Annotated in this window: 15 protein-coding genes and 1 tRNA gene; 11 read left to right on the forward strand and 5 right to left on the reverse strand. The window is 61.2% G+C overall.

What is annotated here, in order from left to right; genetic code table 11:
• The first annotated feature begins 18 nt into the window (after positions 1-18).
• Positions 19-1,278: a glycosyltransferase family 4 protein gene (locus H1B37_RS27475; RefSeq protein ID WP_182870488.1), complete on the forward strand. Its 1,260-nt coding sequence runs from the start codon at positions 19-21 to the stop codon at positions 1,276-1,278.
• A 110-nt stretch (positions 1,279-1,388) separates the two neighbouring features.
• Here H1B37_RS27475 and H1B37_RS27480 read toward each other — a convergent pair whose 3' ends face one another.
• A complete protein-coding gene (locus H1B37_RS27480) occupies positions 1,389-1,700 on the reverse strand; it encodes a Dabb family protein (protein WP_182870489.1) in 312 nt (103 codons plus the stop codon).
• 165 nt (positions 1,701-1,865) lie between these two features.
• Here H1B37_RS27480 and ligA point away from each other — a divergent pair, with 165 nt between their 5' ends.
• From ligA to H1B37_RS27500, 4 genes are all read left to right on the forward strand, one after another.
• The gene (gene ligA, locus H1B37_RS27485) at positions 1,866-3,923 is read left to right on the forward strand and encodes an NAD-dependent DNA ligase LigA (RefSeq protein WP_182870490.1); all 2,058 of its coding nucleotides are present in this window, start codon (positions 1,866-1,868) and stop codon (positions 3,921-3,923) included.
• 54 nt (positions 3,924-3,977) lie between these two features.
• A tRNA-Met gene (locus H1B37_RS27490) sits at positions 3,978-4,051 on the forward strand.
• A gap of 398 nt (positions 4,052-4,449) precedes the next feature.
• On the forward strand, positions 4,450-5,046 hold the full coding sequence (locus H1B37_RS27495; RefSeq protein WP_182870491.1) for a CDP-alcohol phosphatidyltransferase family protein: 597 nt from the start codon (positions 4,450-4,452) through the stop codon (positions 5,044-5,046).
• Positions 5,047-5,131: 85 nt separating this feature from the next.
• On the forward strand, positions 5,132-5,632 hold the full coding sequence (locus H1B37_RS27500; RefSeq protein WP_286178262.1) for a TIGR03067 domain-containing protein: 501 nt from the start codon (positions 5,132-5,134) through the stop codon (positions 5,630-5,632).
• A 253-nt stretch (positions 5,633-5,885) separates the two neighbouring features.
• Here H1B37_RS27500 and H1B37_RS27505 read toward each other — a convergent pair whose 3' ends face one another.
• The 3 genes from H1B37_RS27505 to H1B37_RS27515 form a co-directional block, all read right to left on the reverse strand.
• The gene (locus H1B37_RS27505; RefSeq protein ID WP_220498398.1) at positions 5,886-7,979 is read right to left on the reverse strand and encodes a prolyl oligopeptidase family serine peptidase; all 2,094 of its coding nucleotides are present in this window, start codon (positions 7,977-7,979) and stop codon (positions 5,886-5,888) included.
• Between the two features lie 108 nt (positions 7,980-8,087).
• Positions 8,088-12,860, reverse strand: a complete 4,773-nt coding sequence (locus tag H1B37_RS27510) for an SdrD B-like domain-containing protein (RefSeq protein WP_286178263.1) — start codon at positions 12,858-12,860, stop codon at positions 8,088-8,090.
• Between the two features lie 243 nt (positions 12,861-13,103).
• Positions 13,104-14,228, reverse strand: coding sequence for a WD40 repeat domain-containing protein (locus tag H1B37_RS27515; protein WP_182870492.1), 1,125 nt, complete (start codon positions 14,226-14,228; stop codon positions 13,104-13,106).
• A 339-nt stretch (positions 14,229-14,567) separates the two neighbouring features.
• Between H1B37_RS27515 and H1B37_RS27520 the strand changes: the two genes are divergently transcribed.
• Positions 14,568-15,596, forward strand: a complete 1,029-nt coding sequence (locus H1B37_RS27520) for a TIGR03009 domain-containing protein (protein ID WP_286178264.1) — start codon at positions 14,568-14,570, stop codon at positions 15,594-15,596.
• 318 nt (positions 15,597-15,914) lie between these two features.
• Positions 15,915-16,361 carry an IS200/IS605 family transposase gene (gene tnpA / locus H1B37_RS27525; RefSeq protein WP_182870493.1) on the forward strand — a complete coding sequence of 149 codons (447 nt, stop codon included), beginning with the start codon at positions 15,915-15,917 and terminating at the stop codon, positions 16,359-16,361.
• 447 nt (positions 16,362-16,808) lie between these two features.
• On the opposite strand, the gene smc is transcribed toward tnpA, so the two are convergent.
• Positions 16,809-20,405: a chromosome segregation protein SMC gene (smc, locus tag H1B37_RS27530; RefSeq protein ID WP_182870494.1), complete on the reverse strand. Its 3,597-nt coding sequence runs from the start codon at positions 20,403-20,405 to the stop codon at positions 16,809-16,811.
• 699 nt (positions 20,406-21,104) lie between these two features.
• Here smc and H1B37_RS27535 point away from each other — a divergent pair.
• The 4 genes from H1B37_RS27535 (at position 21,105) to H1B37_RS27550 (ending at position 26,459) form a co-directional block, all read left to right on the forward strand.
• Complete coding sequence (locus H1B37_RS27535) at positions 21,105-22,862, forward strand: tetratricopeptide repeat protein (RefSeq protein ID WP_182870495.1); 1,758 nt, start codon at positions 21,105-21,107, stop codon at positions 22,860-22,862.
• 13 nt (positions 22,863-22,875) lie between these two features.
• Positions 22,876-24,006, forward strand: coding sequence for a MotA/TolQ/ExbB proton channel family protein (locus H1B37_RS27540; RefSeq protein WP_182870496.1), 1,131 nt, complete (start codon positions 22,876-22,878; stop codon positions 24,004-24,006).
• Positions 24,007-24,186: 180 nt separating this feature from the next.
• Complete coding sequence (locus H1B37_RS27545) at positions 24,187-24,621, forward strand: ExbD/TolR family protein (RefSeq protein ID WP_182870497.1); 435 nt, start codon at positions 24,187-24,189, stop codon at positions 24,619-24,621.
• A complete protein-coding gene (locus H1B37_RS27550) occupies positions 24,618-26,459 on the forward strand; it encodes a prenyltransferase/squalene oxidase repeat-containing protein (RefSeq protein WP_286178265.1) in 1,842 nt (613 codons plus the stop codon). Before H1B37_RS27545 ends, H1B37_RS27550 begins: the two co-directional genes overlap by 4 nt.
• Positions 26,460-26,557: the final 98 nt, after the last annotated feature.

Here is a 26,557-nt window from a genome sequence, read left to right on the forward strand (position 1 = left end):
TGCGCCCCCAACGACATCATGCAAGCTGGAAACCTCGGCCGATCGAGCCCGCTCGGGCCAAACACTCCAACTCCGATCGTCATCCATCCGCAGGTCGCGATGCGGGAAAACGATGTCGAGAATCAGGACGGGGGACAGCTCCCGATTTCTACGGTTCGCGTGTTGCACCTCGTCAACGGGGAACATTTCGCGGGCGCCGAGCGTGTCCAGTCACACCTCGGACGATGCTTGCCACAATGCTCCGTCCAAGCCGACTTTGCCTGTGTGAAGCCGGGTCAGTTTGCCAAAACGCTGACCGAACACGGCGGGGCCTGGGGGGCGTGCTATCCGGCGGAAATGAAGAATCGATTCGACTTGCGGGCGGCGTGGAAGATTCGCCACCTGGTCCGTCGAAATCGCTATGACCTGTTGCACGCGCACACGCCGCGAACAGCCATGATCGCCGCACTCGCCTCGCGGCTGACCGGATTGCCGTGGATTTACCACGTCCACAGCCCCGCGGCGCGGGATTCGTCCAACCCCCTGACCAACCATGTCAACGCCGCGGTCGAAAGACTTTCCCTGCACCGGTGCGACCACCTGATCACGGTTTCGGAAAGTTTACGGTTGGATTGCATTCGCCGCGGTTGTCGCGAAGAAGATGTCTCGGTGGTGCACAACGGCGTGCCCGCGATCTGTCCGCCGCGGACGACGACGCCCATTGTCGGCGGTCGCTGGGTGCTGGGCATGGTCGCGTTGATGCGGCCGCGAAAGGGATTGGAAGTGGCCTTGCAGGCGATCGCAAAACTACAGGATCGACACGACGTTCGACTACGCATCATCGGACCGTATGAAACGGACGCCTACCGCGAATCGATCGAAAACCTGATCGCACAATTGCGAATTACCGGGCTGATCGAGCGAGTCGGATTCACCGAGAACGTTCCCGCGGAACTGGCCAAGCTGGATGCGATGGTGCTGCCCAGTCTGTACGGCGAGGGGCTGCCGATGGTCGTCTTAGAAGCCATGGCCGCGGGATTGCCGGTGGTCGCGACACGGGTCGAGGGGACCCCCGAGGCGGTCACCGACGGCGCCCAAGGTTTGTTGGCCGAGCCGGGGGATGCCGAAAGTCTGGCCGGAAAACTGGACGAACTGATCTCGGGCGTGCACGAATGGCAACAGATGTCCGACGCCGCGAAGGAACGTCACGAGGAAGCGTTTTCTGATCTCGCGATGGCAACCCGCACCGCCGACGTCTATCGAAAGGTGCTCGCCAACACGATTCCAACGCTCCGTTAATCGGATCCGCTGGCGCAGAGCGAAAAGGGGACGGGGGTCAATAGTGCGAAGCACCCGGAGGGCCGTACCGGCTATTGACCCCCGTCCCCTTTTCGCGCGCGCTCGATCCACTAATCTTCCAGCAGGCTGTCGCAGACCTGGACCGTCGCCCAGTTCTCTTTTTGACGCTCGATGAATTCCAGGTGCCGCGGTGCCGTTTGATAGACGTCGTGCGTCGCGCGGTCGCGGAAGATCACGTGCAGCGAGACGTCGAATTTGACGTTCACCGCCCGGTCCAGTTCGGTGTCGCGACGGCCGACGGAAAACCCTACCACGCCGTCGTGGTCGTCCAGGTATTTTTGGCAGTCGGCGACCAAGCTGTCGACCGCGGCCGGGGAGTTGTCTTTCAGCGTGAAAAAAACGTGGTGGGCGAGCCGTGCCATGGAAAAACCTTGCGCGGATTCAAAGGGAAAATCGGGAATGCGTCGGCGGCACGTATCCTAACCAAACCGCGCCCCGTGGCGAGCCCCCGATGGGACGCGGTAAATTACGTCGCCCGCTGTCTTTCCGCCAGCCTTGTCTCTCTGCGCCCCTTCCCAAGCGATTCCATGACGACTCCGGCCCAACGCGTCCAAACCCTGCGCGATGAAATCCGCGCGCACGACCACGCCTACTACGTTCTGGCCACGCCCTCGATCAGCGACTTGCAGTACGATCGCTTGCTGGAGGAGTTGCGCACGCTCGAAACCGAGCACCCCGAATTGCGGTCCTCCGATTCGCCGACCCAACGAATCGGTGATCAACCGGTGGAGCATTTGGTCCAAGTCCCGCATCGCGTTCCGATGTTGTCGATCGACAACACGTACAGCCGCGAGGAGTTGAAGGCCTACTTTGACCGCACCGAAAAACTGCTCGACGGCGAGTCGATCGAGTGGGTGATGGAATACAAGATCGACGGTGTGGCGGCGTCGGTGCGATACGAGGACGGTCTGATGAAACTGGCTCTGACCCGCGGCAACGGCACCGTCGGCGACGACATCACCCACAACATCCGCACCGTTCGCGACCTGCCGCTTCGAACCACGGGCGACAAGACACCCAGCGTGTTGGAGGTCCGTGGCGAAGTCTACATGACCAATACCGATCTGGCGGATCTGAACGAGCGACAAGTCGCGGCCGGCGCCGAGCCGTTCAAAAACACCCGCAACGTCACCGCCGGAACGATCCGGTTGCTCGATCCGGCCATCGCCGCCGAACGCAACCTGCGTTTCTTTTGTCACGGGGTGGGCGAAGTCGACGGGCTGGCCGCGAAAAACCACATGCAGTTTTTGGACGAAATCGCCTCCTACGGCATCCCGATGACTCCCGATGTCCGTGTGTTTCCCAATTCGGCGGCGGTGTTGGAGGCGGTCGAAGCGTTGGAACAGGGCATGCCCGACTTGGAGTTCGAAGTCGATGGGATCGTGTTCAAGGTCAACGATTTTGCCCAACGCGAAAAACTGGGCATGCGGAGCAAGAGTCCGCGTTGGTTGATCGCGTATAAATTCGAGCGTTACGAAGCGGTCACGCGGCTGAACGACATCAGCGTCCAGGTCGGCAAGACCGGAGCGGTGACGCCGGTGGCCCATTTGGAACCGGTCGACATCGCCGACACCACCGTCTCGCGCGCGTCACTGCACAACGCCGACGAAATCGAGCGTCTGGACGTGCGTGTCGGTGACGTGGTCGTCGTCGAAAAAGCCGGCAAGATCATCCCCAAGGTCGTCCGCGTGGAGAAACACCTCCGCACCGGTGCGTTGCCGGCGTATCAATTCCCGCAAACCTGCCCCGAGTGCGAGACGAAACTGGTGCGAGATGACGGCGGGGTCTACATCCGTTGTCCCAATCCCCAGTGCCCCGCCCAGCTGAAACAACGACTGATCTACTTCGGCAGCCGGCCGGGAATGGACATCGACGGCCTGGGCGAAGAAGTCGTGGACTTGCTGTTGGGTCACGGTCTGGTGAAAAGCTATGCCGACCTGTATCGGCTGACGGTGGACCAAGTCGCGGCGCTCGACTGGTTGAAACCGCGGAAGGGAAAAGACGGGAAACAGATCATCGTCAAGGTCGGCGAGCGAAACGCGAAGAATCTGATCGCGGGGATCGACGACAGCCGAGACCGCGGGCTGGCGCGAGTGCTGTCGTCGATTTCGATTCGCCACGTCGGCCCGCGAGTCGCATCGCTGATCACGGCCAAGTACCACACGCTGGATCTGCTCCGCGAAGCGTCGGTCGAAGATCTGGCGGGGCTGCATGAGATCGGCGATCGAATCGCCGAGAGCTTGCATGAGTTTTTGCACAGCGACTACGGCCAGAAAACGCTCGACGAACTCCGCTCCCAGGGCGTGACACTGGAAGACCCCGAACCTGTCGAGGTGGAAGGCGGTCGTTTGTTGGAAGGAAAAACCGTCGTCGTCACCGGGACGCTGAAACACTACAAACGGGACGAAATAAAAAAATTGATCGCCAAACTCGGCGGCCGGGCCTCGGGCAGCGTCAGCAAGAACACCGACTTCCTGGTCGCAGGAGAAAAAGCCGGCAGCAAGCTGACCAAAGCCAACGAATTGGGGGTCAAAGTGCTGTCCGAAACGGCGTTCCAGGAGTTGGTCGCCGGCGAAGATTCCTAGGTTGCTTTCCAGGCTTGTCAGGGTTGGCGGGCTTTGGCATACTGTGCCGCACTTGGCGAGGTAGCTCAGTCGGTTAGAGCGGTGGCTTCATAAGCCATAGGTCGCTGGTTCAAGTCCAGTCCTCGCTACTTCTTTCCGCGGTCGGTCAGGTCGACCGCGTCTCTCGGGGCCCCATCCGGTCGGCCCCACGCAGGATTCCTCAGGCGTGATCGTCGGCACGATCCGCCCGGCATCATTCTGCCTTTTCCCCCCACGCGACGCTCGCTAACCGGCCTGTTGATCTAATCAGCCGCACGGCGCTAGCCGCGGTTCTCGCCGCCGCAAAACCGGGGCTAGCGCCCATCGGCTAATCGTTAGCTGTTTCATTTCGACTCAATCAACAGGCCGTAACGCGTCCCGCTGGCATTGCTGCTCATCGTTTTGCCCCTTCTTCTCCGCCCGGTAGGGCCGCAGTGGTATGCTGAACTCCAGCCGCATTGACATGCCGACCGCGCGCGAGCACCACACCGATGATTGACGGGGGACAGTGACCTTGCTGTACGAGACCGACCGCTGGCTGACGCTCCCGAATCTGGTCACCAGTGCCCGCATCGTCGGATCCCCCGCGTTGATCCCCTTGGCGATCGGTGGGCAGATGACATTGCTGGCGGCGCTGGCCCTGTTTCTGGTGTTCACCGAGTGGCTGGACGGATTCCTTGCCCGGCGATCCCACGTGACTTCTTCGGTTGGTGCTCGACTGGACACGGTGGCCGACGCCGTGTTCTACCTTTCGCTATTGGGGGCCTTGATCGCCCTTCAACGCGACGAGGTCGCCCAGGAGAAGTATTGGATGCTGGCGGCGATCACCAGCTATGCGTTGAGCTGGTTGGCATGCTTGGTCAAATTTCGTCAATTGCCCAGTTACCACACGTGGGCCGCCAAGGGCGTGTGGCTGATCATCATCCCGGCCACGATCCTGTGGGTCGCCGACATCACCGCCTGGATGGTCCGACTTGCGATGCTGCTGGTGACGCTGGCCAATCTGGAAGCCATCTGCATCACCCATGTCCTTTCCCAGTGCCAGGTCGACGTTCCGTCGCTGTGGCATGCCAGGCGGATTGAAAGACAGCGTTCGATGGTTTGAAAGGCGCACCGGTGATCGGGGCGGAAAGACAAGAAAATGGCACCATCCTTGAGCCAACCACTGAGGTCCCGCCCTATAATCAGCGATGGCGTTGCTCTGTCAATTTGATCCGGTGGAGGTCGATACGATGCGAAGGTTGCTGATTGGACTGTTGATGGTCGTGATTGCTTTACCAGCGGTTGCAGGGGCAGACGATGCCAAGGACAACGCGATCACCAAGGATCGCAAACGACTGGAGGGCACCTGGCAAGTCACCTCGCTTGTCGTCGGTGGCAACAAGTCAAAAAAAGAAGACGTGAAGAAACTGACGGTCGTCAACGGTGACGACGGGACTTGGAAGGTGCTTTCGGAAGGCAAGGTGGTCAGCAAAGGCACCAGCACGCTCGCCCCGACGGCCAAACCCAAAACGATCGACTTTGTCGCGACCGAAGGCGGCGGCAGCGGCGATCGCTTTGTCGGAATCTATCAGCTCGGCAACAACAAACGGAAACTCTGTTTCGTTCGAGCCGACCAGGAACGTCCCTCGGAGTTTACGTCCACGGCTGAGAACAAGCAAATTCTGGTCGCGTTCAGACGCGTCGAGTAGCGGGGAACGCTGATGCGGCGATCGCATCCCTCTTTCACCCCCCCCTTTAAAGTGACAGGACGCCGTGGCAGCTGGACGGGTAGGAAGATTTTGGAGAAAGGAAAATTAGCCAAGTCAAATGATGGTGCGTTTCATCATCTTCTTACCCCGGAATCTTCTTACCCGATTTCCGTAGACGGCGCGACCTCTGGAAAGGAGCGTGCTTTCTCGTGTTGCCCCATCAGCAATTTGGCAGGCCCTCAAATAACGCAACTCACGGCATCCAACGCTCGTCAAAGAATCCCGCCGCTTGAATCTTGCCGGGATCACGCGTCGTCGCTCCGCCGGTGATGTCGATGATCGCCCAATCGGGCAGCTTCGGTGTTTGGCGGGCGTTGTTCAAGTAGTCGTATTCACGAAACGTAAAGCCGCTGTTGGTGACGATGTAGCGATCGGGGTTGAGCGGATTCGGATAAACCATCGCGACCGCATGGCCGCGGCGAGGGAAATTGCTGGAACCGAGTTGAATCGAATCGGTGTTCCATTGGACCGGCAACGAATCGGCCAATCGTGCGATCACAGAGTTAGATTGGGGGTCTCCGAATAGGATCAGGTGGTGTGATTCGATCTGCTGCTTCGTCAGTTCGCGATCGGAGACGCGTTGTATGTCGCCGCGAAAGTGCTTGCGCCAATGCAATTGCGCATGCTCCGCTTCGGATGCGCCCCAGGCGTCGAACTGGTCGTCACCACTGCTGCCTGATGGAAGCACAAACAGAAACGAATCCATGAACGCATCGTCGATCGGTCCTTGCATGCCGGGACGTTTGCGACGTCCGGAGTCGTCGATCGATGTTAATTCCCACCGGCCATCGCGGCGAACAAAGTCGGCCATCCAGGAGCGATCCGATCGAATCGGCGTTCCTTGCAATTCGACGCCGTCGATCACAATGAGCGGACGTTCGGGAATCGCCGCCGGCCACTGACCAGGAGCAAACTCCAATCGCAAGTGGGTGACGTTGGAGGTCTCGATCTCGATCCGCGACGGCGCGACGTCTGCATCAAGCCGTGCCTGGACGCGTGCAGTTTCCCAGTGCTGGCCCAATCCATGCACGGACACCCAGTGCATGTGGTTGTAGCGCAATGTCTGGGTCGTCAGGTCGATGGTCAGGGGCACGTCGGGTCGGACCGCGGCGGCAAGCGCATCCATTCGTCGTTCGATTTCCAGCTTGGATTTTTCGTGGATCTTGTGTGCCGTCTGGGGGCCGATGACGTGCACCAGATCGATGTCGTGCTGGGCGAGTGACGCTTCCATCACATCGGCCGCTTGTTTTTGCCGATCGATTTCGCCGCTGTAGGCAACGGTCGGACAGTGGATCAGGTTCCGCGCCCAATGGGGGCAATCATAAAGCCGCCATAACGTCCGCTGGTATTCGGGTGTGGACGTCAGGTCTTCGCCTTGGAATGACTTCAGGAACTCGGGGGTTTCGGAGAACCCCGCGCCGGGGTTGGCCGCAAAAAATCGATCCGCATAGTGCGTCGCGAACTGCCAACACGCCGCGCCGCCCATGGAAAAACCGCGGACGCTGATGCGGTGATCGTCAACCGGAAGATTGCTGCCGACGTGCTCCAGCGATTCCAAGACGTCGACTTCGCCGGCAAACTTAAACGCGTTGCTGTAGCGTCCGTAGGGATGCAGCACGAACGTGTCGTTCGGTGTGTACTGTCCGGCGGACGTTCGCCCCTTGGCCAGGAACCCGACTTCGCTGAGTGTTTCGCCGCGTCCGTGGAACCAGATGTCCAAGCGGCGTGGACGTGAATCACCATGCGTGAAACCGGCCGGAACCACCAACGCGTAGGGTTGGTAGGATTGATCGATCTTTGATTGGTAACCGCCGATGATCAATTGCCGATGCTCGCCGTCGCCGATCCCGACCACGCGGCTCCAACTCGGCGTGACCGCTGCGACTTTGATCCGCCGCTGTGCCTCGTCGAGCAACGTGACGGCGGCGTCAAAATCTTGCGGCTTATAGAACTGGTCGAACTCCAACGCGAGTTCGACCGCGCGAGGAAAGACCAGGATTTCGGGTGTTAGCCGTGACAGCGTTTGAAAGGCCTGTTGATGCTGTGCCCGTTGCCATTTGTTGCCGACGCGCGTTTTCTGTTCCGCGTTATCGAGCAATTCCCCCCAAATTCGGCGGACCGTTTGGCAGCCGTCGTGGAGTTGCCGCGTCTGTGCCTGGTCCAACGGCTCACCAGACGGCGGGATGGGCCGCACCGAGTCGGGGCGGTTATCGGCGGGGCCATCGGCCACCGCGATTGACGCCAAACAGAAACCAACAACAGCAACGACAAACAACGGCAGCTTCACGGTGAGACCTTTGGGAGCAAGGAGACGGGGAAGCGGCGAGTATAGTAAACTACAGGTCCAACTCCCAACTCCCAACTCCCAACTCCCAACTCCCAACTCCCAACTCCCCTACCCCGCCCGTCGATAGTACCCCGGTTCATCTTTCCCGTCGCCGTCCCAGTCGCCGACGACCGGTTGGGCATCGGCGTCGCCTGGGGGCAGTTCGATGCGGAGATCGTTGGCGGTCATTTTTTGATCGCCGTCGGAATCGATGATCCAGGTGTTGCCGCGGATCACGCCGACTTCATCGATCCCATCGCCGTCGAAATCGCCGACGATCGGCCGGTCACCGGGCTGGCCGAAATCGAAGGTGGTTTCGGTGGTCTTGCGGCGTCCATCGCCTTCGGAATCCAGCACCCAGGTGCCGCCGCGGAAGACGCCGATTTGGTCGATCCCGTCCCCGTTCCAATCGCCGGATACCGGCGTATCGACATCTTCGCCGAACTGGAACACGTGGTCGACCGCATCGGCACGCAACTCACCCTGGTTGCCGCGGCGGAGCCATCGCTCGCGATCTTGGCCGCGCAACTTGGTCGACACCAATCCGAGCGTTTTGCGGTTTTCCAGGTAACGTCGCGATCGGTTCGACGGATCGGGCAAGCCGGCATCCAGCTTGACGCGTTGCAGGTCACGTTCCCACTTGCGGCCGAAGATGCCGATGTCGTCTTTGCCGTCGCCGTCCCAGTCGCCGACGACCGGTTGGTCCATTTCGGTCCCCAGCAGGATCCACAGATCGCCCTGGTCCCAGACGCCGTTTCCATTCAGGTCGACGAACCATTGTCCGGCGACATACACGGCCGCTTCGTCATCGCCGTCGCCGTCAAAATCGCCGACGAGCGCGACGGCATCTTCGGCACCCAACGTCATTTGACGGCTCTCCTGAAGGACTTCGCCATCGAGCGTCATCAGTTTCCACGTGCCCTCGGCGTTGTCGCCCTCGGACCAGTTTTCGCTCATCTGCTGCATCGCGACCGCTTTGAATTTGCCGCTCGACGCGATCGTGCCACGCGGGAACCCGCCGTTGATGATGCTCAAGTGCCACGTGACCGCATCGACTTCACCGATGAATCGCGGAACGATTTGCTCGGCCGTTTCGCCCGCGGTGAACGCGATGGTTTTCGGTTCAAACGTTTCAAGCGGCGGCTGAACTACCGGCGGCGTCTCTCGATCAGGCAGCGGCAAGAGGTCCGACGGCGGCGGCTCGACGGGCGGCTGGACGGGCGGATCCACCGGAGGCTCCACGGGCGGCAGCACGATTTCGATCTGGACTTCGCTGAAGTTATTGTGATGCGATTCGTCCGCCGCACCAACGCTGATCGACAACAATGCGTCAAACGATTGCGTGCCATCGATCGACGCGATCCACTGCAATTCTTCGTCGCTGTACCGATCCGCCGCGTTGACGGCCAACCCACCGGTGCTGCCCGGCGTGTCGATCGAATCGGTCAGTCCGTCGGGTTGAGTTTGAAACAGCGTGTAGGTGCCGGGCCGCAGTCCGGCAAACACGTAGGCGCCCGAGCCGTCGGTCATCACAACCGAGTTTTCTGACGCACTGCCCGATAGAAACGCATCATCGGTCAGCCGATTGCCGGCGGCGTCACGGATCTCGATGCGGACGCCAGCGAGCGGCGTGTCATCACTGGTGAACATGCCGTCGCGATACTGTCGTAGCATCTCGGGTGGGATCGGCGTTTCGCTTTCAATCACGCCGCCATCGATGAACACAAACCCGGAAATCGCTGCGGGTGGGATTTCGGGGAAATGATAACCCGCTGCATCCACACCGCTGCCGATGTCGATGCCCACGATCACATCGTCTTCGGCGACCGAACCGCCACGGTCGCCGATCAGTTGGCCGCCGTGGAAGTAGTCGTCGGGTTGTTCTTGGCAGACGCTATAGACCCCCGGTGGAAGTTGGTCGAAGACATAGCGGCCGTGCACGTCGGTTTGGGTGGTTTGGATGACCACGCCATTCTCGTCGACCAACTTGATCGTCACGCCGCCGATCGGATCTTCTTCGTCGTCCTGCACTTGGTCCAGGTCTTTGTCGCTCCAGACCATTCCGGAAATGGTTCCGGGTTCGAATTCGCAGAACAGGTAATCGACCGCGTCTTGACCGGGTTGCAGCGAGACGGACATCAGGTCGACGCCCAAAACGACGCCGCCGGCGCTGCCGAGCACCTGGCCGCCTTGCAGGAATCCGTCGGGCTGATGTTCAAAGATCGTGTACTGGCCGCCCCGCAGCCCGTCAAAACGATAGTCGCCGTTTGCGTCGGTGGTGGTCGTCGCGACCCGGTTGCCGTTGGCGTCGCGAAGTTCGATGGTCACGCCGGCGATGCCGCGTTCATCATCGTCGCGGACACAATCGCCATCGCTATCGATGTACACCGCCCCCTCCAGGCTGGCCGGCGGCTCTTCGCAGAAATCGTAGTCCGTTGCAACGTTCCCGGATTCCAAATCGATCTCACTGACTCGGTTCTCGCCGGCAACGCCTCCATGTGATCCAGGCTTGGTTCCGCCGTCAAAAAAGCCGGCCGGTTGATCTTGCACGACGGTGTAGCGACCGGGAGCCAAATCGGTGAACCGGTAGATTCCTTCGGAGTTGGTAACCACCGATGCAACTTCGGTACCGTTTTCGTCCAGCACGCGGATCGTCACACCCGCCAATCCGACTTCATCATCGTCGCGAATGCAATCTCCGTCCAAGTCAACGTGCACCATGCCGGCAAGTGAGACGGGTAGCAACTCGCCAAAGTTGTACTCGGTCCCGGACAGGCCTTGCGGCAGATCGATCCGTTGGAAGCGGTCATTGGAAACGACACCGACGTTTTGGCCGTTGACTTGACCGATCGAATCGATCCCGTCCAGGTAACCGGCGGGTTGCGATTGACGAACTTCGTAGACTCCTGGTGGCAGATCGGTGAATTCGTAGCGTCCGTTGGCATCGGTGCGTGTGGTCGCGACCACCGATCCGTCTTCACCGACCAGGGTCACCAACGCGTCTTCGATCCCGTCCTCGCCTGTGTCTCGACGGCCATCATTGGACTGGTCGTGATAAACGTATCCGGAGATGGAGACGGGCGCGATTTCACAAAAATCGTATTGCACGCCGACGCCGCCGGGAGTCAGCGTGATGTTCTGGATCATCGTTCCGTCGGTGGCACGACCGCTTTGAATCCCATCAATCGTGCCGACATGCGACGCACCATCAAGCAATCCCGATGGCGTGTACTGCACGATGCGGTAGGTGCCCGGCGGAACCGCATCGAAACGATAGTGTCCCATCGGCGTCGTCGTGACCCGCGAGATCACGTTACCGTCGGGCGATTGCAGTTCCACGATGACGCCGCCGAGCGGCTGGTCGGAACCCGGCGTGTGAACGCCGTCACAGTCCTCACCGGGTGCGGCCAGGAACACGTATCCGGACAGTTCGCCGAGGGCGAGTTCGCCGAAGTTGTAGTCGATTCCGACGTCGCCCCCGTCCAAGCCAATGCCGTGAATCCGATCACCGGGATTGACCGCCGTCCCCACGATCTGTCCGTCGATCGTTCCCGCCGAGTCGCTGCCGTCGACGAAGTCCGCCGGCTGGGTGACTTCGATGATTTCGTATTCCCCCGGTGCGAGGCCATCAAACCAATAGGCTCCGGTTGCGTCGGTGACGGTCGTCAGGACGCCTTGGTCGGCGATCGCATCGATCGGAACGATTCGCACCGTCACCCCGGCGATTCCAGATTCACCGGGGTCGCGAATGCCGTTGTCATTGTCGTCGGCATAGACCGACCCGCTGATCGACGCCGGCGCCGCTTCGGCAAAGTTCATTTCGATCGCGTCGGTATCCCCCAGCGGGATTTGAATCGACGACAAGACGTCGACGCTGTGCACCACGCCAGTGGTTTGACCGTCCACCGTTCCGGGCACGGCCGCGACGCTGTACAGACCATCGGGCTGTTGTTGGACGACGCGGTATTGTCCGGGCATCAGGTTCAGCGAGCGGCCGAATTCGTAACGCCCGTTGCTGTCGGTTCGCACGCGATGCCCGGTGTCGACGTACTGCCCGGTTTGGTCTGCGGCGAACAACGACAACTCGACATCGGACAATCCCAGTTCGCCGCTTTGCCAGACGGCATCCAAGTTGTTGTCCAACCAGACCCCCCCGCTGATTGAAACCGGTTTCGGCGTCTGGACGGTCGATGCGACCGCCGCGGCGCTGCGGTTGGGGCGGCTGTCCGGCCCGGAGCCTTCGTCCGGCGGCAAGTTCAATCCGTAGTCGACGTCGGGGCTGCCGTAATCATTTAGAAAGATCGCGTCGGCGGTCACCGATTCGTAGTGTGGGGCTTCGAACACCGCTTCCAAAATCGAGTCCTGGAATTCCTGGCCGGACGTGATGACGTCCAAGCGATCGTTGAAGACTTCCAAGTCCAGCGAGTTGCGCAGGACTTCGTCGACGTCGATGGTGAATTCCAATCGATCGCCGGCGCGAAAGTTTTGCAGGTTCAAGACCAACTCTTGTCCGCCGTCGGCCACGCTGGCTTCTGCGGTCGCAATCCGTCCGTCGGCAGTGACGATTCGAATGATTTGAAAATCGTGCGCGTTGGCCTTTCCGCGCCCGCCGGGCAGGGTATCAAAAATCGGATCGCCGACCGAGATGCCGTCGCCGTCTTTGTCGGTGCGGATCCGCAATTGCTGCAGCTCGGTGTCCGCAGCGCCTCCGGTGAACGACAGGATGAATCGATCGCCCTGGGAATCGCTGCCCACATCGTTGTCGGACTCCAAGTAGTCCGTTTCCAGATAGACCACGCCGACGTGGATCGGATCGGCGGCCAACAATTCTCGTCGTTCCAACTGCTGCGGCCGCGGCGCACGTCGTTTGACGTCCGACGGCTGTTTCCGCGAAGAACGGCGAGTCCGTTTGGGTTTCCAAATCACGAGCGCGGCACCTCCCTGTGCCAATACGAAAAAGGGGTCAGGCCTCTTTTTTCGGGATTGCGTTGGTGTCCAGGCTTGAGCCGCCCATGGTCGCTGCGTCGCAGCGACGGGGAATCGCCTCAAGGCTGGACACCAACGGTTGCCGAATCTTCATTTGGGTTAGCGGTCGATCGGGTTGTTGCGTTCGGCGATGCGGTCGCGAACGGATTGCAGACCTGTCAATTGCCATCGCCGCAGCATGGTGTCGTATCCGCCGGAAAACAAGAAATTGCCGGTTGATGCCAAGGCGGCGATCGAGCCGTTGTGTCCGACCAATTCTCCAACCGTCTTTCCGCTTGTCGCGTTGACGATCCAGGTCACGTTGCTGCTGCCGGCGACAGCCAAGTGCTGGTCATCCAAAATACAGACCGAAAACAGTTTTCCTGTCGTCACACTGATGCGGCGGACGGGTTGCTTGACCTCGGTATCGAACAACCCCACGCAACCGTCTTCGCCGACGCTGACGACCACCGGCGACTTGTCGTTGAATCTCAGGTCGTGGATTCGCCCGCTGTGGATCTCGTAATCGCCCAGGAGCGCGCTCGTCTTGCGGTCAAACAGATGCAGATATCCGCTGCGACCGGCGACCGCCAACAGTTTTCCGTCGTCGCGATAATCGACCGCGCGAAGGTCCGTGCAATCACACGTCGCCTGGGGCTGGTTTTCCCGTTTCGTTCGCCCGATCAAGTAGACTTTGTTTTCAAAACCGACCGCCGCCAGTTCCTGACCATCCGGCGAAAACCGGACGCAGGCCAGAGCGGGGGTTCCCGACATCCGCTGCAAGACGCGATACGCGGCGTTGCGATCCCAAAGGATGAGTTGCCCGTCGTTGCCCGCCGAGACGAGTTGGTTTCCTGTCGGGTGAAAGTCCAACGTCTGGATCAGGTCCGTGTGCCCTTGCAGTGTTGCGATCAATGTCAAGCGGCTGGCATCGTAGATCCGGATCGCATGGTCATCCCCGGCCACCGCGACGACTTCGCCACGGGGGTCCGTCGCGATTGCTTGGACGACCGTGCTGCGAAAGTCTTGGCTGATCGGCTCCAATTGAAACTTCTGACTGTCATTCATCTGCACCAGCCGCTCGACCGCCGGCTGGACCGACAGTTTTCCCTCCGCGACACGCGCCGGTTCGGTCGCCCCGCAGGTCACGTGCCAAGGCAGTCCGGCAATCGCACCAAACGCCGCCAGAAACGACCGCCGCGACCGCGTGCAGGTGCCGTTCCATCGCTCTGTTTGTATTGACATCAAGAATTACCCCTCCCCCGATTGTCGCCGGTGGTCCTTCGTCCCTCGTGCGGATTCCTCAATGGCCGGCGAGCACCCTTTGTGGCGTCGAACCCTCAAGCTCAAACCCGAAAAGCATACTTTGCGCAGCCCGATTCTTTTCACTCATCGGCCATTCAACGCGTCACTCATGACCGGATCAATCGGAATCTCGAAAAGCCGTTGCTAGCATTGACGGCAAAGACGGCAAATCTCTGTGGTGGGGGTAAATCCGGCTTTCTCCGATGTGACACGACTTGCTACAACCGCCAGCTGCCGCAGGTATTTGACGCGGCTCTTGTCGAATGGATTGACCACTCAATGACTCCAAGGATGGTGCCGCTGGCCATGGGAAAGACGTACCCACACAACAGGAAGGACGACCAGGGGACCGGTTTTTGCAGCCGTCGCCCCGCATTTCGATGGTTTGGTGCTGCGATCATCGGCTGCCTGATCACCGCGTCGGTCACCAAGGCACAGCAGGCCGCTGCCCCGCAAGGCGCCGCCCAGCAAGCCGTCGCCGGTGGTGCCCAAGCCGCCGCGCCGGCTCAACAGCCCTTTCCCCCGCTGACTCCGCAACAACAGGCACAGTTGGATCAGGTTCTGAAGGCGTGGGAAACGCAAAGCCAAGGGACGAAGACGCTCGAATGCAAGTTTGAACGCTGGCACTTTGACCTGATGGCGGCCCCCGCGGGAGTTCACGCTCACAAGGCCGAGGGTGAAATCAAGTATGCGAATCCCGACAAGGGCCTGTTCCGCGTTGACAGCATGATGTTTTACAAAGGCATGCAGAACGGCAAGCCGCAGTACGGACCGAACCCGAACAAGTTTGGAGAGTACTGGGTTTGCAACGGCGTGGAATTGATCGAATACGATCGCGGCGAAAAGAAGTGCAACGTGCAGACGCTGCCGCCGAACATGCAAGGGCAACAGATCTTTAACAGCCCCTTGCCGTTCGTGTTTAACTTGGACGCCCAGAAGATTAAGCAGCGCTATTGGGTGACACTGAAACCGTCGCCGAAACCCAACACGTTCCTGATCCAAGCCTGGCCCAAGGCGCAAGAGGACCGGGCCCAGTACAAGATGGTGCAAGTCGTCTTGAGCGCGGCGTTTGAGCCGGAGGTGTTGATCATGTACGCACCGAATTTCCACGAGAAACTGGCGCCCCAGTGGGACCACTACGAGTTCAAAGACGTCAAACGCAACGCGATCGGGGCGGGGCTGCAGCAATTCATGGGCAACTTCATCCCCAAGAAGCCGCCGTCCAACTGGGAGATCACGCGACAGAACTTCATGCCCCCGCAAATCGCCCAAGGCCAACCCGGCGCTCCGGCGGCGCCGCAGCGATAGGCTCACGCGCACCAGACATTACTGTGCCGGCCCTCCGGGCCTCTGTGTTTGATGAGCCCGTATCCCGGCGGCTCACGCCGCCGGCAGACACTCTGCCGGCCCTCCGGGCCTCGCTGCCAACCAAGCATTCCTAACAGGCGGCTCACGCCGCCGGCAGACACTCTGCCGGCCCTCCGGCCCTCGCTGCCTGCCGGAGGACAGCGAGCACACAACCGGCCTTGAGAGTGTCGACGATGCTTGCCATGGAGTTTTCGGTGCCATAGGATCAAGCTCTCTCGCCTACTCTTCTATTCACTCGCCTGTTCGAGAGGGCATTTGATGAGCCATCACCAACTGCTCTATCACATCGTTTTCAGTGTGAAGGAACGGCGTCGATATCTCAGCGACAAGATTCGTGACGAGGTGTTTTGCTACATGTCAGGTGTTGCAAAAAAACTTGGCGGATACGCGCTGAACGTCAATGGCTTCTATGACCACGCGCACTTGCTCGCTCGAATTCCAACCAAAGTCTGTGTGGCAGATTTTGTCGGACGCGTGAAGGCAAACACGAGCAAACACATCAATGACAACAAGTGGTGTCCGAGGAAGTTTCAGTGGCAGGACGGCTACGGGGCATTCACCGTCAGCTCCTCGATGCGCCAACCGGTTTTTGACTACATCGACAAACAGATGAAACACCATGCAAAGCGTCGTTTCGAAGACGAATACCTCGCCATGTTGAAGAACCATGGCGTTGAATATGATCCAAGGTACGTCTTTGATTGAATGTGCCTGGTTGGGATCGATGTCAGCGCGGCATGCAAAGCATACCCAAGCCCGGAGGGCTGACACAGTGTCTGCCGGTGGCGTGAGCCACCGGAACCGGGGCACCCTTTCATGCGCAGGCCTGGAAGGCCGACACAGTAATGCTTGCGCCGGAGATGACTGTGCCGGCCCTCCGGGCCTCCGTGCTTGATGGGCCCGTATCCCGGCGGCTCACGCCGCCGGCAAGCACCCTGCCGGCCCTCCGGGCCTCGCTGCTCGGATTCGAAAGCCCGGAGGGCTGACACAGTGTTTGCCGGTGGCGTGAGCCACCGGAACCGGGGCACTCTTTCATGCGCAGGCCTGGAAGGCCGACACAGTAATGCTTGCGCCGGAGATGACTGTGCCGGCCCTCCGGGCCTCGCTGCTCGGATCTGAAAGCCCGGAGGGCTGACACAGTGTCTGCCGGGCCTAGGCCGCTTCGCCTTCGCTGATTTCGCCGTTGTCGCTGACGTCTTCGAATCGAATTGAGACGCGTTTGCTGACTCCGGACTCTTGCATTGTGACGCCGTACAGCGTGGTCGCGGCGGTCATGGTCTTTTTGCTGTGGGTGACCACAACGAACTTACTGTGGTCCAGGAATTCGTTCAGCACGGTGACGAAGCGGCCGATGTTGGCTTCGTCAAACGGGGCATCGACTTCGTCCAACACACAGAACGGACTGGGGCGGAACTGGAAGATCGACATCAACAACGCGACCGCCGTCAACGCCTTTTCACCACCGGACAGCAACGAGTTGCTGAAGCTGGGTTTGCCCGGTGGCGTCGCGACGATCTCAACTCCGGCTTCGAGCGGATCTTCGGATTCCTCCAACACCAAGTCGGCATGCCCGCCGCCGAAGGACTTTCGATACAGCTTTTGAAAGTTCTGGCGGATCGCTTCGAGCGTATCGAGGAACAATCGGCGGCTGTCGGCATTGATGCGCCCGATGATCCGCTGCAACGAGTCCTTCGCCGCGGACAGGTCTTCGTATTGCCCGCTCAAATGGTCGTAGCGTTCTTGCAGCCCCTCCAGTTCCGCCAGCGCTTCCATGTTGACGTTGCTGGTGCGTTGCAACTGATCGCGCAACCGATTGATCTCCTCGTCGATCGCCACGCGGTTCTCGATTTCCGCCAACTCTTCCGGCGGATCGTCGTTCTCCAAGTCAATCTGATAATCTTCCTGAATCCGCTCGGCCAGCGAGACCAACCGCAGCTTGGCGGCGTCGCGGCGACTGGTGATCGCGTGAACTTCCTCGCTGGCCTTGGCCGCACCCTTGATCGCGTCGTCGCTGGCTTGCGTGATCTCGCGACTCGCTTCACGAACGGCTTCGGCGCTGGCGGCCAACTCGTGCAGCTCTTTCTCTTGGCGATCACTTTCCACCGTCAGCGCCGCCAGTTCTTCCAGCGTTTGCTCGATCCGTCGATTCAATTCGGCAAGGCGGGCGTATCCGGTATCGGCCGCTGCCTGGGCTTCACCGACCGCCGACTCGCGTTGCACCTGGTCGCGGCGCTGCTGCTCGATCGTCGCCACCAATGCCTCATGCTTTTGTTCGGCGCGGGCGACTTCGACCGAAACCGTCATCACACCGCCGATCGCGGATTGCAGTGCCTGCTGAGTTTCCGAGAGTGTTTCTTCGATTTCAGCCGCTTCGCTCTCCAGCTGCTCAACGGTTTGCCGGTTGTCGATGATCTCTTGGGCCAGCTGTTCGGATTCCGTCTTCGCCTGGGCTTGCTCGGCCTGCGTCGACTGGACCTCCAGCGCGATGGCGTCATGCGTCGCTCGGGTTGCCGCCAAGCGTTCCCCGGCGTGCCGCCGCTCGGCTTCTGCCGCGGCTAGTTCGGTGACCAGATTGCGATGGGCGATCTCCAAGCGACCGAGTTCGCTTGCGTGCGTGTCGACCAGCTTCGCCAGCTCGGTGATCGCTTCGTCGTTTTCAAAGATCTTGAACGTGTAGTGTTCGATCTCTTCGGCGGCGGCGTTCAGTTCGCTGCGTCGACTGACCAGTCCGGTCGCCGATGCCGCCGGACCGACCACCATCGTTCCGTCGCTTTCAAGCACCTCGCCTTTACGGGTCACGATCCGTTGTCCGGGGCCGCTGAATTTCTTGACCGTACGCGCCGTCTGCAGGTCCTCGACCAACCAAGTCGACGAAAGCAAGTGACTGATCAGTTTGACCTGCTCGGGGGCACAATCAATCACACGATCGGCGCGACCGATCACCCCTTGCAAGCCTTCCAGCTGAATGCGGTTTTCTTTCGGCGGCTCAGGCAGCAGGTCGCTGCGAATGATCCCCACGCGACCGTCGGCCTGGACCGAGCCATCGCAGATTGCATCGGCCAAGTCACCCGACCGGGCGACCAAGAACTGCGATCGCTCACCGAGGGCGGCGTCGATCATCGGGGCGATGTCGGTGTTGGCGGTCACCAGGTCGGCGACCATGCCCTCGACCGAATCGACCAGGGGATGATCGGGCGCGGAAACCTGATCCAGCACGCCCAGCACGCCGCCGGAAACACCTTCATGACGTTGCTGCAGATCCTCCAGCACCAAGTACCGTTGCCTTACGCCCTCCAAGCGGGTTCGTAAGGCCGCCGTCTCGCCGCTGCGGCGGTCCAGGGTGCGGCGGTGTTCGTTGGTTTTGACTTCGGCCGCACGAACATCTGCCGCTGCCGATTCGATCGTCCGCTTCAGCGACTCAACACGCTTGCCCCACTCCGCGTCGTCCGACTCGGCGGTCTGCATCGCCTCCGACGCCTCGGCGACCCGCTTGGTCAGATTGACCAGCAAGCGGCCATATTCCGACAGCCGAGATTGAATCCGCTCGCGACGCGATTCCAGCTCCGCGACTTTGCGAAGGGCCGCCAAGTGGTCGCGTTGAGTCGTGTCGCGGCGCTGGACGATTTCGTCGGCTTCCGCTTGGATCTTGTCGCGCTGTGATTCAACTTCCGCGCTCCGCTGACGCACCGATTCCAACTCTTGCTCGCTGGCCGCCACGCGCGCCGACGCATCAGCAAGCTCCTCCGCCGCCTTCTCGGCCTGGGACCGCAACCCACGGACACGGCGCAAGGATTGGGAGATCGAAAACCGCACGTCGGTCACCGACGATTGATCGGCATCCTTGCGGCCTTCCAGCGTCGCGATCCGACCCAGCGATTCACGCCGCTCGGCTTCGAGGGCCTGGGCGTTGTCGGCGATCTTTTGCAACTGCAGATCGGCAGCCTGGCGTCGCGTCGAAAGCTCCTCACGCTCGGCTTGTAGCTTTTTCAGCTGCTCATTGGCCACCTCCAGCTCGGCATCGCACTGGTCGATCTCTTCGTGCAAGTTCGTCCAGTCGTTCCAGGCCACGACGGTGCGCAGCTCTTTCAGCCGCTCGCTCGCCTGGCGATAACGTTCGGCCTTGGTTGCTTGGCTGCGGACGCTTCGCAATCGCGTTCCGACTTCCTCGACAATGTCGCTCAGCCGCGTCAGGTTGGATTGGACGCGGGCCAACCGCCGCTCGGCTTCCAGCTTTTTGGCTTTGAACCGGCTGATCCCCGCCGCCTCTTCGAAGATCGCGCGGCGATCCTTCGCATTGGCCTGCAGCATCCGATCGACCTTGCCCTGCTCAATCAAGCTGTAGGCGTCGATACCGATCCCCGTGCCGCGGATCAGATCCCGGACGTCCTTCAGCCGCACCGATTGCTTGTTGATCAGGTACTCGCTTTCGCCGCTGCGGTACACCCGCCGGGTCACGTGGACTTCGGGGGCGTCAACCGGCAGATTGCCATCGGCGTTGTCGAACACGATCGTGGCCTCCGCTGCACCCGCCGCCGGGCGAGTCTGGGACCCCTTGAAGATCACGTCCGACATCTCCTTGCCGCGGAGACTTTTTGCGCTCTGGGACCCCAGCACCCACTTCATCGCGTCGACGATATTCGACTTTCCGCTGCCGTTGGGGCCGACGACCACCGTGATCCCGTCGGGAAAATCAAAGCGCGTACGATCCGCAAAGCTTTTGAAGCCGGCGAGTTCGAGAGCTTTGAGCATACGCGGTCAGGGCAAGGAAAGTCCGGGGGAATCGACTCCTTAAGAGTAGATAAAACCGGTCCGCGGGGATAGCTGGTTTGCCGCCAAACCACGCTTTCGGCGGCCTCCCCAGGCCGAATTCGGCTTGCGATTTAGCCGACTTTTTCGGTAACCCCGGTTCTTCCGATTATACCGGCCACCATGCGAACCCGATCCCCCAAACCCGAACCAAAGCCAGGCCTGGACAGACGGCCAGGGGGGCGTGCTGCGCGCCGCGGTGCCGAAAATCCGCAAGATACTGGCACACAAGCCGTAAGCAACCCTCCCTCGAAGGGAGGGTCGAGCGTAGCGAAGGGTGGGTCGACGGCTGACCCGCAAGTGGTCTCAGACCCCGACGAACCCTCCCCGCGTCGTCGCACACTCCTCCGCGACCCTCCCAGAGGGAGGGTGAAGTGGAAGCCGTCTTCATGGGACTGGACTCACCCTCCCACGGGGAGGGTCGAGCGCAGTGAGGGGAGGGCTCCCGCCGCAACCGCTTTGCGATTGCTGGCCCTGACATTCTTCCTCACCGCAAACCTACTCTTTTGTGCCCCCCTCGCCCTCGCCGGCCCTCCCGAACCGACGATCCGACAAGCCCGCCAGGCTCGTGACGAAGGCCGATATTCTGAGGCTGCCGACCTGCTGATTCAGCTCGACGATCAGTCCGACACGGATCTGTCCGTGGATTTTGTGCTTTTGGCTCGCGCCGCCCAGGGACAGTTGGATGCCGATCGGATCGACGAGCTGTATTTGAAAGCCATCCAAGCACTCGATGATCACGATCCCACTCCGGAATCAGCCAACCGTCGACTGCTGGTTCGGACGTCCGCAGCCAGCCACTTCGCGGGCAGCATTCAGAACGAGTTGGTTGTGCAGGCCTTGCTGCCGGCTTTTGAGGAGATGCGATTGAGCACGCCCCCGCCGCCGGAAAGCCATCGACAGCCTCTAGTCCAGCTGGCGATGCGCGCGGCTTGGCAGGCACTGACGCAGCAGCACCCGGATGACGCCGAAGCGTTGTATCGCGAACTGGTCGACAATTTTCGGCAGACCGGCGGTGGCGACAAAGCGGACAAGGACCGTGCCTTGGCGATGCTCGGGTTAGGCTGGGCGACCGCGATGCAGCCCGACCGGACAGCCGAGGCGGCGAAACGTCTGCAACAATTTATCGACGCCTATCCCAAGCACGCCGATGCCCCGAGTGCCGCCGGGATGCGGATCAAGTGCCTGCGGCGGGACGAGGATCCCCGCCCAGCCGGACTGGCGATCGCGGATTTCCTGCAGCGTTGGCCGCGGAGCCAAGCGGCCGATGCGTTGGTGCTGGAAACGCTTGGGTCGAATCCGCCCGACCAGACCTCGCCATTGAAGGATCCCCTGATGCATTGGGTGGTCCGGCAGGGCCGGAGCGAACAATGGTCGGCGGAGTTGCTCGGCCGGGCACTGTTGTTTGCCGGCCCCACGTTGCCTCCGCCACGGTTTGATGAACTGTTGAAACGGCTGGCCGCGGCAGACCAAACGGGCCAGCGGGTCGCGGTCCTGTTGCACGACGCGGCCGAAAACGGCAACTCGGGATTTGCCGAACAGATCGCCGCCACGCTGATTTCCGGAGACCTGACCGAGGCGACCAAGATGGCACGCGAGTCGGCGTGCCGTTGGGCCGGCAGAACCGGTCGCTGGTCGATGCTGGCGCTGGCTGCGGAATCGACGGATTTGGCGGCGCCGGACGAGAGCAGGACCGCGCACGTGGACCGCTTGTTCGCCGAAGCCTTGACCCAGACAGGCCGAACACAAACGGCAGCTCGCTGGTGGGCCCATGTTGTCGATCAACACGCCGCAACCGACTTCGCGACGCTGCTGCGGTGTGCCGAGTCTGCCGTCGCACATGCGGACGTGGCCGAAGCGACGCGTCGACTGGAACGCGCGCGAGCCGCCTTGGACAGTGTCGATGCGAACGCGTCGGGCCTGCAAACCGCGCTGGCGGATCTGCTGGCAGCCGACTTGGCAGTCCGGCAAGTCGACTTCGCAGCCGCTCGATCCCTTTACGAAAACGTCGTTCGCAGTCCCGATGCCACGCCGGCGTTGCGCGGGCGTGCCCAGTGGATGATCGGCGAAACCCACTTGATGCAGCGACAGTTTAGCGAAGCGATCGAGAACTACCGCAAGGTGGAAGGGCTTGATCCCGGGGGTCCCTATGTGGCGGCGGCGCTGGTTCAAGCCGGCAAGTCGTTTGAGCAATTGGGGCTGACACGCGAGGCCGGAGATTGTTACTCAGCACTGCTGGGCCGTTTCGCCGACAGTTCGCACGCGACCGAAGCACGCCGCCGGATGGCCGTTTTGCCAGGCGTGCGTCGGTCATCGGGCAAGCGACCACCAAGCGGGCGCCCACCCGTCGGATCTCCTCCCGACGACGCGTCTTTTGATTCCCCCATTTTGCGACGCTGAACCACGCCAACCGATGACAGATTCTGCACTCAATCAACGATCGCCCCGCAAGCAGCGTTCGACCGTTCAACTGCGACCGGCGCGGCAACCACGACGATGGGGCGGTTTGCTTTCGCACGTGTTGCCCGTTGCCGTCTTGGCCGTCGGGACGCTGTGGTGGATGTCCACGATCAGCACCGCCCAGGCCCAGGTCGCACAAACGCAGTTCTCGGCCGGCCAAATTCCAAGCGGCCAAATTCCAGGTGGTCAATACGGCGGTCAATTTCAAAACGGCCAGTACGGCAATCAGCCCCAATACTCGGCGACGCCGGGACAACCCGCCTTTCGCACCGCGATGCAACCAGGGAATGTCCAAGGCCAAGCTGCGCCGACACAGGGCGGCATCCCGGCCATCCCTGCCACGGGGCCGGCCACCGAACAGATCGGCGCCGATGGAAACACCGAAAGCGAGGCCGAAGCCGGTTGGTTTCAAACGCCCGCGCTGGTCAGCAAAGTGATGACGGGCGGCTGGCTGATGCTGCCGCTGGCGATCTGCTCGCTGGTCGTGTTGTCGCTGTCGTTTGAACGCTTGATTGCACTTCGACGTGGCCGCGTGATCCCACGTCCGTTTGTGCAGCGGTTCACCGAATGTGTCGAAGACGGCGTGCTCAGCTATGATGAAGCGACCGAGTTGTGCAAGGAGTTTGACTGTCCGGTTAGTGAAGTCTTTCGAGCGGCATTGCGTCGCTGGGGCCGGCCGATGTTCGAAATCGAACAAGCGGTTCTGGATGCCGGCGATCGTGTGTCGGACGGACTGCGAAAGTACTTGCGAGTCTTTCACGCGATCAGCAACGTCGCGCCATTGATCGGGTTGCTCGGTACGGTGATCGGGATGATCGACGCCTTTGAAGTGATCAGCGACCAGAGTTCGATCGGACGCCCGGAGACCTTGGCCAGTGGAATCAGCATGGCATTGATGACCACCGCCGGAGGACTGGCCGTCGCCATCCCGGCCTACCTGGCGTACATGTATTTCAGCAGCAAATCGGATCGCTACCTGGGCGAGATCGAACGACTGTGCCAACGCGTGATCGACTGCATTTCCGCCGAAGGGCTCGAAGAAAACGGCGGAGCTTCGCGAAACAAACGACGCAAGGCAGCCTGACCGGTGGGATAGGCTTCCAGCCTGTCGGCACACACCCCATCGTTCTGCCCCCATTGTTTTGCCCCTCACATCATTCTGCCCCGAATCATTCTGTCTCCTCCAACCGCCGTTCGCTAACGCGCCCCGCTAGCATCACCACCCCCTCACGACTCGCGACTCGACGCTCGCAACTCAACTCCCATGGCCAAACGCAACCGATCCAACGAAGACGTGACGATCAACTTGACGCCGATGATCGACGTCGTGTTCCTGCTGGTCATCTTCTTCATGGTCGGCAGCAAGTTCAGTGAATCGGAAAGCCGCATCGACGTCTCGGTCCCCTCGGTCGGCCCGATGCAAGCGATCTCGCGCGTCCCCGATGAACGCGTGGTCGAGTTGACCGCTGAAGGGAACGTGTTGCTCGACGGACAGGCCGTCACCAACGAACAACTCGCCGACGTCCTGGCAACCCAGTTCGCCCAGTACCCGGATCTGAAGGTCGTCGTGCGGGCCGACAGCGCCGGATCGCTGCAAGGGTTCGCGGAAACCATTCACACCGTTCGCCGGTCCGGTGTCGCTCAAATCGGGATCGCCGTGAAGGTGGATGCCGGCGGAGGCGGAGGGATGCTTCGTTGAACTTGATCGGCGAAATCACGGGGCTGTGGGACGATCCGCGACTGATCTATGCCGTCGCGATCGTGGCGGTCGTCCTGTTGGCGATCACCATCTGGTTGTTCCGCCGCGCCAAACGCGATGGCCGAGCCGCCGGAACGATTTGTCTGGTGCTGTCGGTGGCCTTGCATGCCGTCTTGATTTATTTGGTGCCTTACCAGGCTAGTGACAACGGCGGATCGGCAACGCAAGAGCTGGAACCGGACACCGACGGAGTGGAAGCGTTGACGTTCTCCACCTTCGATCCCGACCTGGCCGTCGACGACGCATCGGGCGACAGCGACACGCCGGCGATCGAACCGTTACCGGTGGCGGAGCTTCAGGACTTGCTGGACGAGCCGTTTGATGAACCCGTTGTGGAAGACACCATGACGGTCAGCGACCCGCCGGACACGGTCGAACCGATGCCAGCGCCGGAATCCTTGGCAGAGACATCGCCGTTGGAACCCGCTACGTCGATCGATCAGATCGCTCAAGCCGTCGATGCGTCGCTTGATCAGTTACTGCAATCGCAACTGGAGATGGCCGAGAGCCTGGCGGCCGCGGAAGTCCCTGACGAGACCAATGTGCCTCAGGTCGCCGAATCGGATCCCGCCATTGCCTCCGAACCAACGCCACCGTCGGTCGCTACGAAAACGTCCAAGCCGACGACCGAACCGATTCCGCGAGCCGAACCTGTCGAGCGGACTGCAAGCACACGCTCCGCCGCGGCGGTCGTGCCGGGATCCGAACAAGCCGACTTTGCCAACCGAGTCGGCGCGGCGAAACAGGTGGCGATCGCGGAAACCGGCGGCGACGCACAGACCGAAGCGGCCGTGAAAGCCGCGCTTCGTTTTTTGGCCGCGGCACAACGACGCGACGGCGCGTGGGACCCCCAAGCGTCCGGCGGCGGTGTCGATCGGATGCCGCTGGGTGAACGCCGACCGGGCGCGGGAAGCAAGAGCACGACGGGGCTGACGGGGCTTTCCCTGTTGGCCATGATGGGTGCCGGCAACACGCACCTGTCCGGTGACTATGCCGAAAACGTCTATCGCGGGTTGGCCTATCTGATACAACACCAACACCCCGACGGATCGCTCAGCGGTGACGCCACCGTGTATGCGGCCAGCTACTGTCATTCGATGGCGGCGCTGTCGTTGTGTGAAGCCGCGGTGATGACGAACGACAAATCCGCGATCGAAGCCTCCCGCCGGGCGATCGCCCACACTGTTCGGATGCAACACCCGGTCACCGGCGGCTGGCGGTACACGCGTGGCGATCCCGGCGATCTCAGTCAACTCGGCTGGCAAGCGATGGTACTCGATGCAGGCAAACGGGCGGGGATTGCGATTCAGCGTGAATCGGTTGCGGGAATCGCCCGGTTCCTGCGCAGCGTTCGTGCGGGCAACGGCGGCTTGGCGTGCTACCGTCCCGGTGAAGCGGTCAGCCGAACGATGACCGCCGAAGCCTTGGCGACGCGTTTGCTGATCGGAGAAAACGTCCCGCAAACCGAAATCGACGAAGCGGAACGGTATCTGTTGGAATCGTTGCCAGGGATGCGACAAGACAACTATTACTATTGGTACTACGCCTCGCTCGCGCTGCATCAATTACAAGATGACGCCTGGGAACAATGGAACGCCGCGCTCAAGAACCGTTTGTTGGCGACCCAGCGCGACGACGGCAGTTGGCCGGCCGACACGGTCTGGGGCGGCTACGGAGGCACGGTGTACACGACGGCGATGGCCACGTTGTGTTTGGAATCCTACTACCGCCACGCCATCCGAAACGCCACCCCCCGCATCGCCGGCCGGCCGGATTGAGCAAAGCAGACCCTACCGCAATGCCAGCACGACGCGTAAGCAAGTGGCCCACGCAGGAATCGGAGTGGACTCACCGGCCGCTCTCTAACCGGCCTGTC

This window comes from Stieleria mannarensis, from assembly GCF_014154935.1.
Taxonomy (GTDB): Bacteria; Planctomycetota; Planctomycetia; order Pirellulales; family Pirellulaceae; genus Stieleria; species Stieleria mannarensis.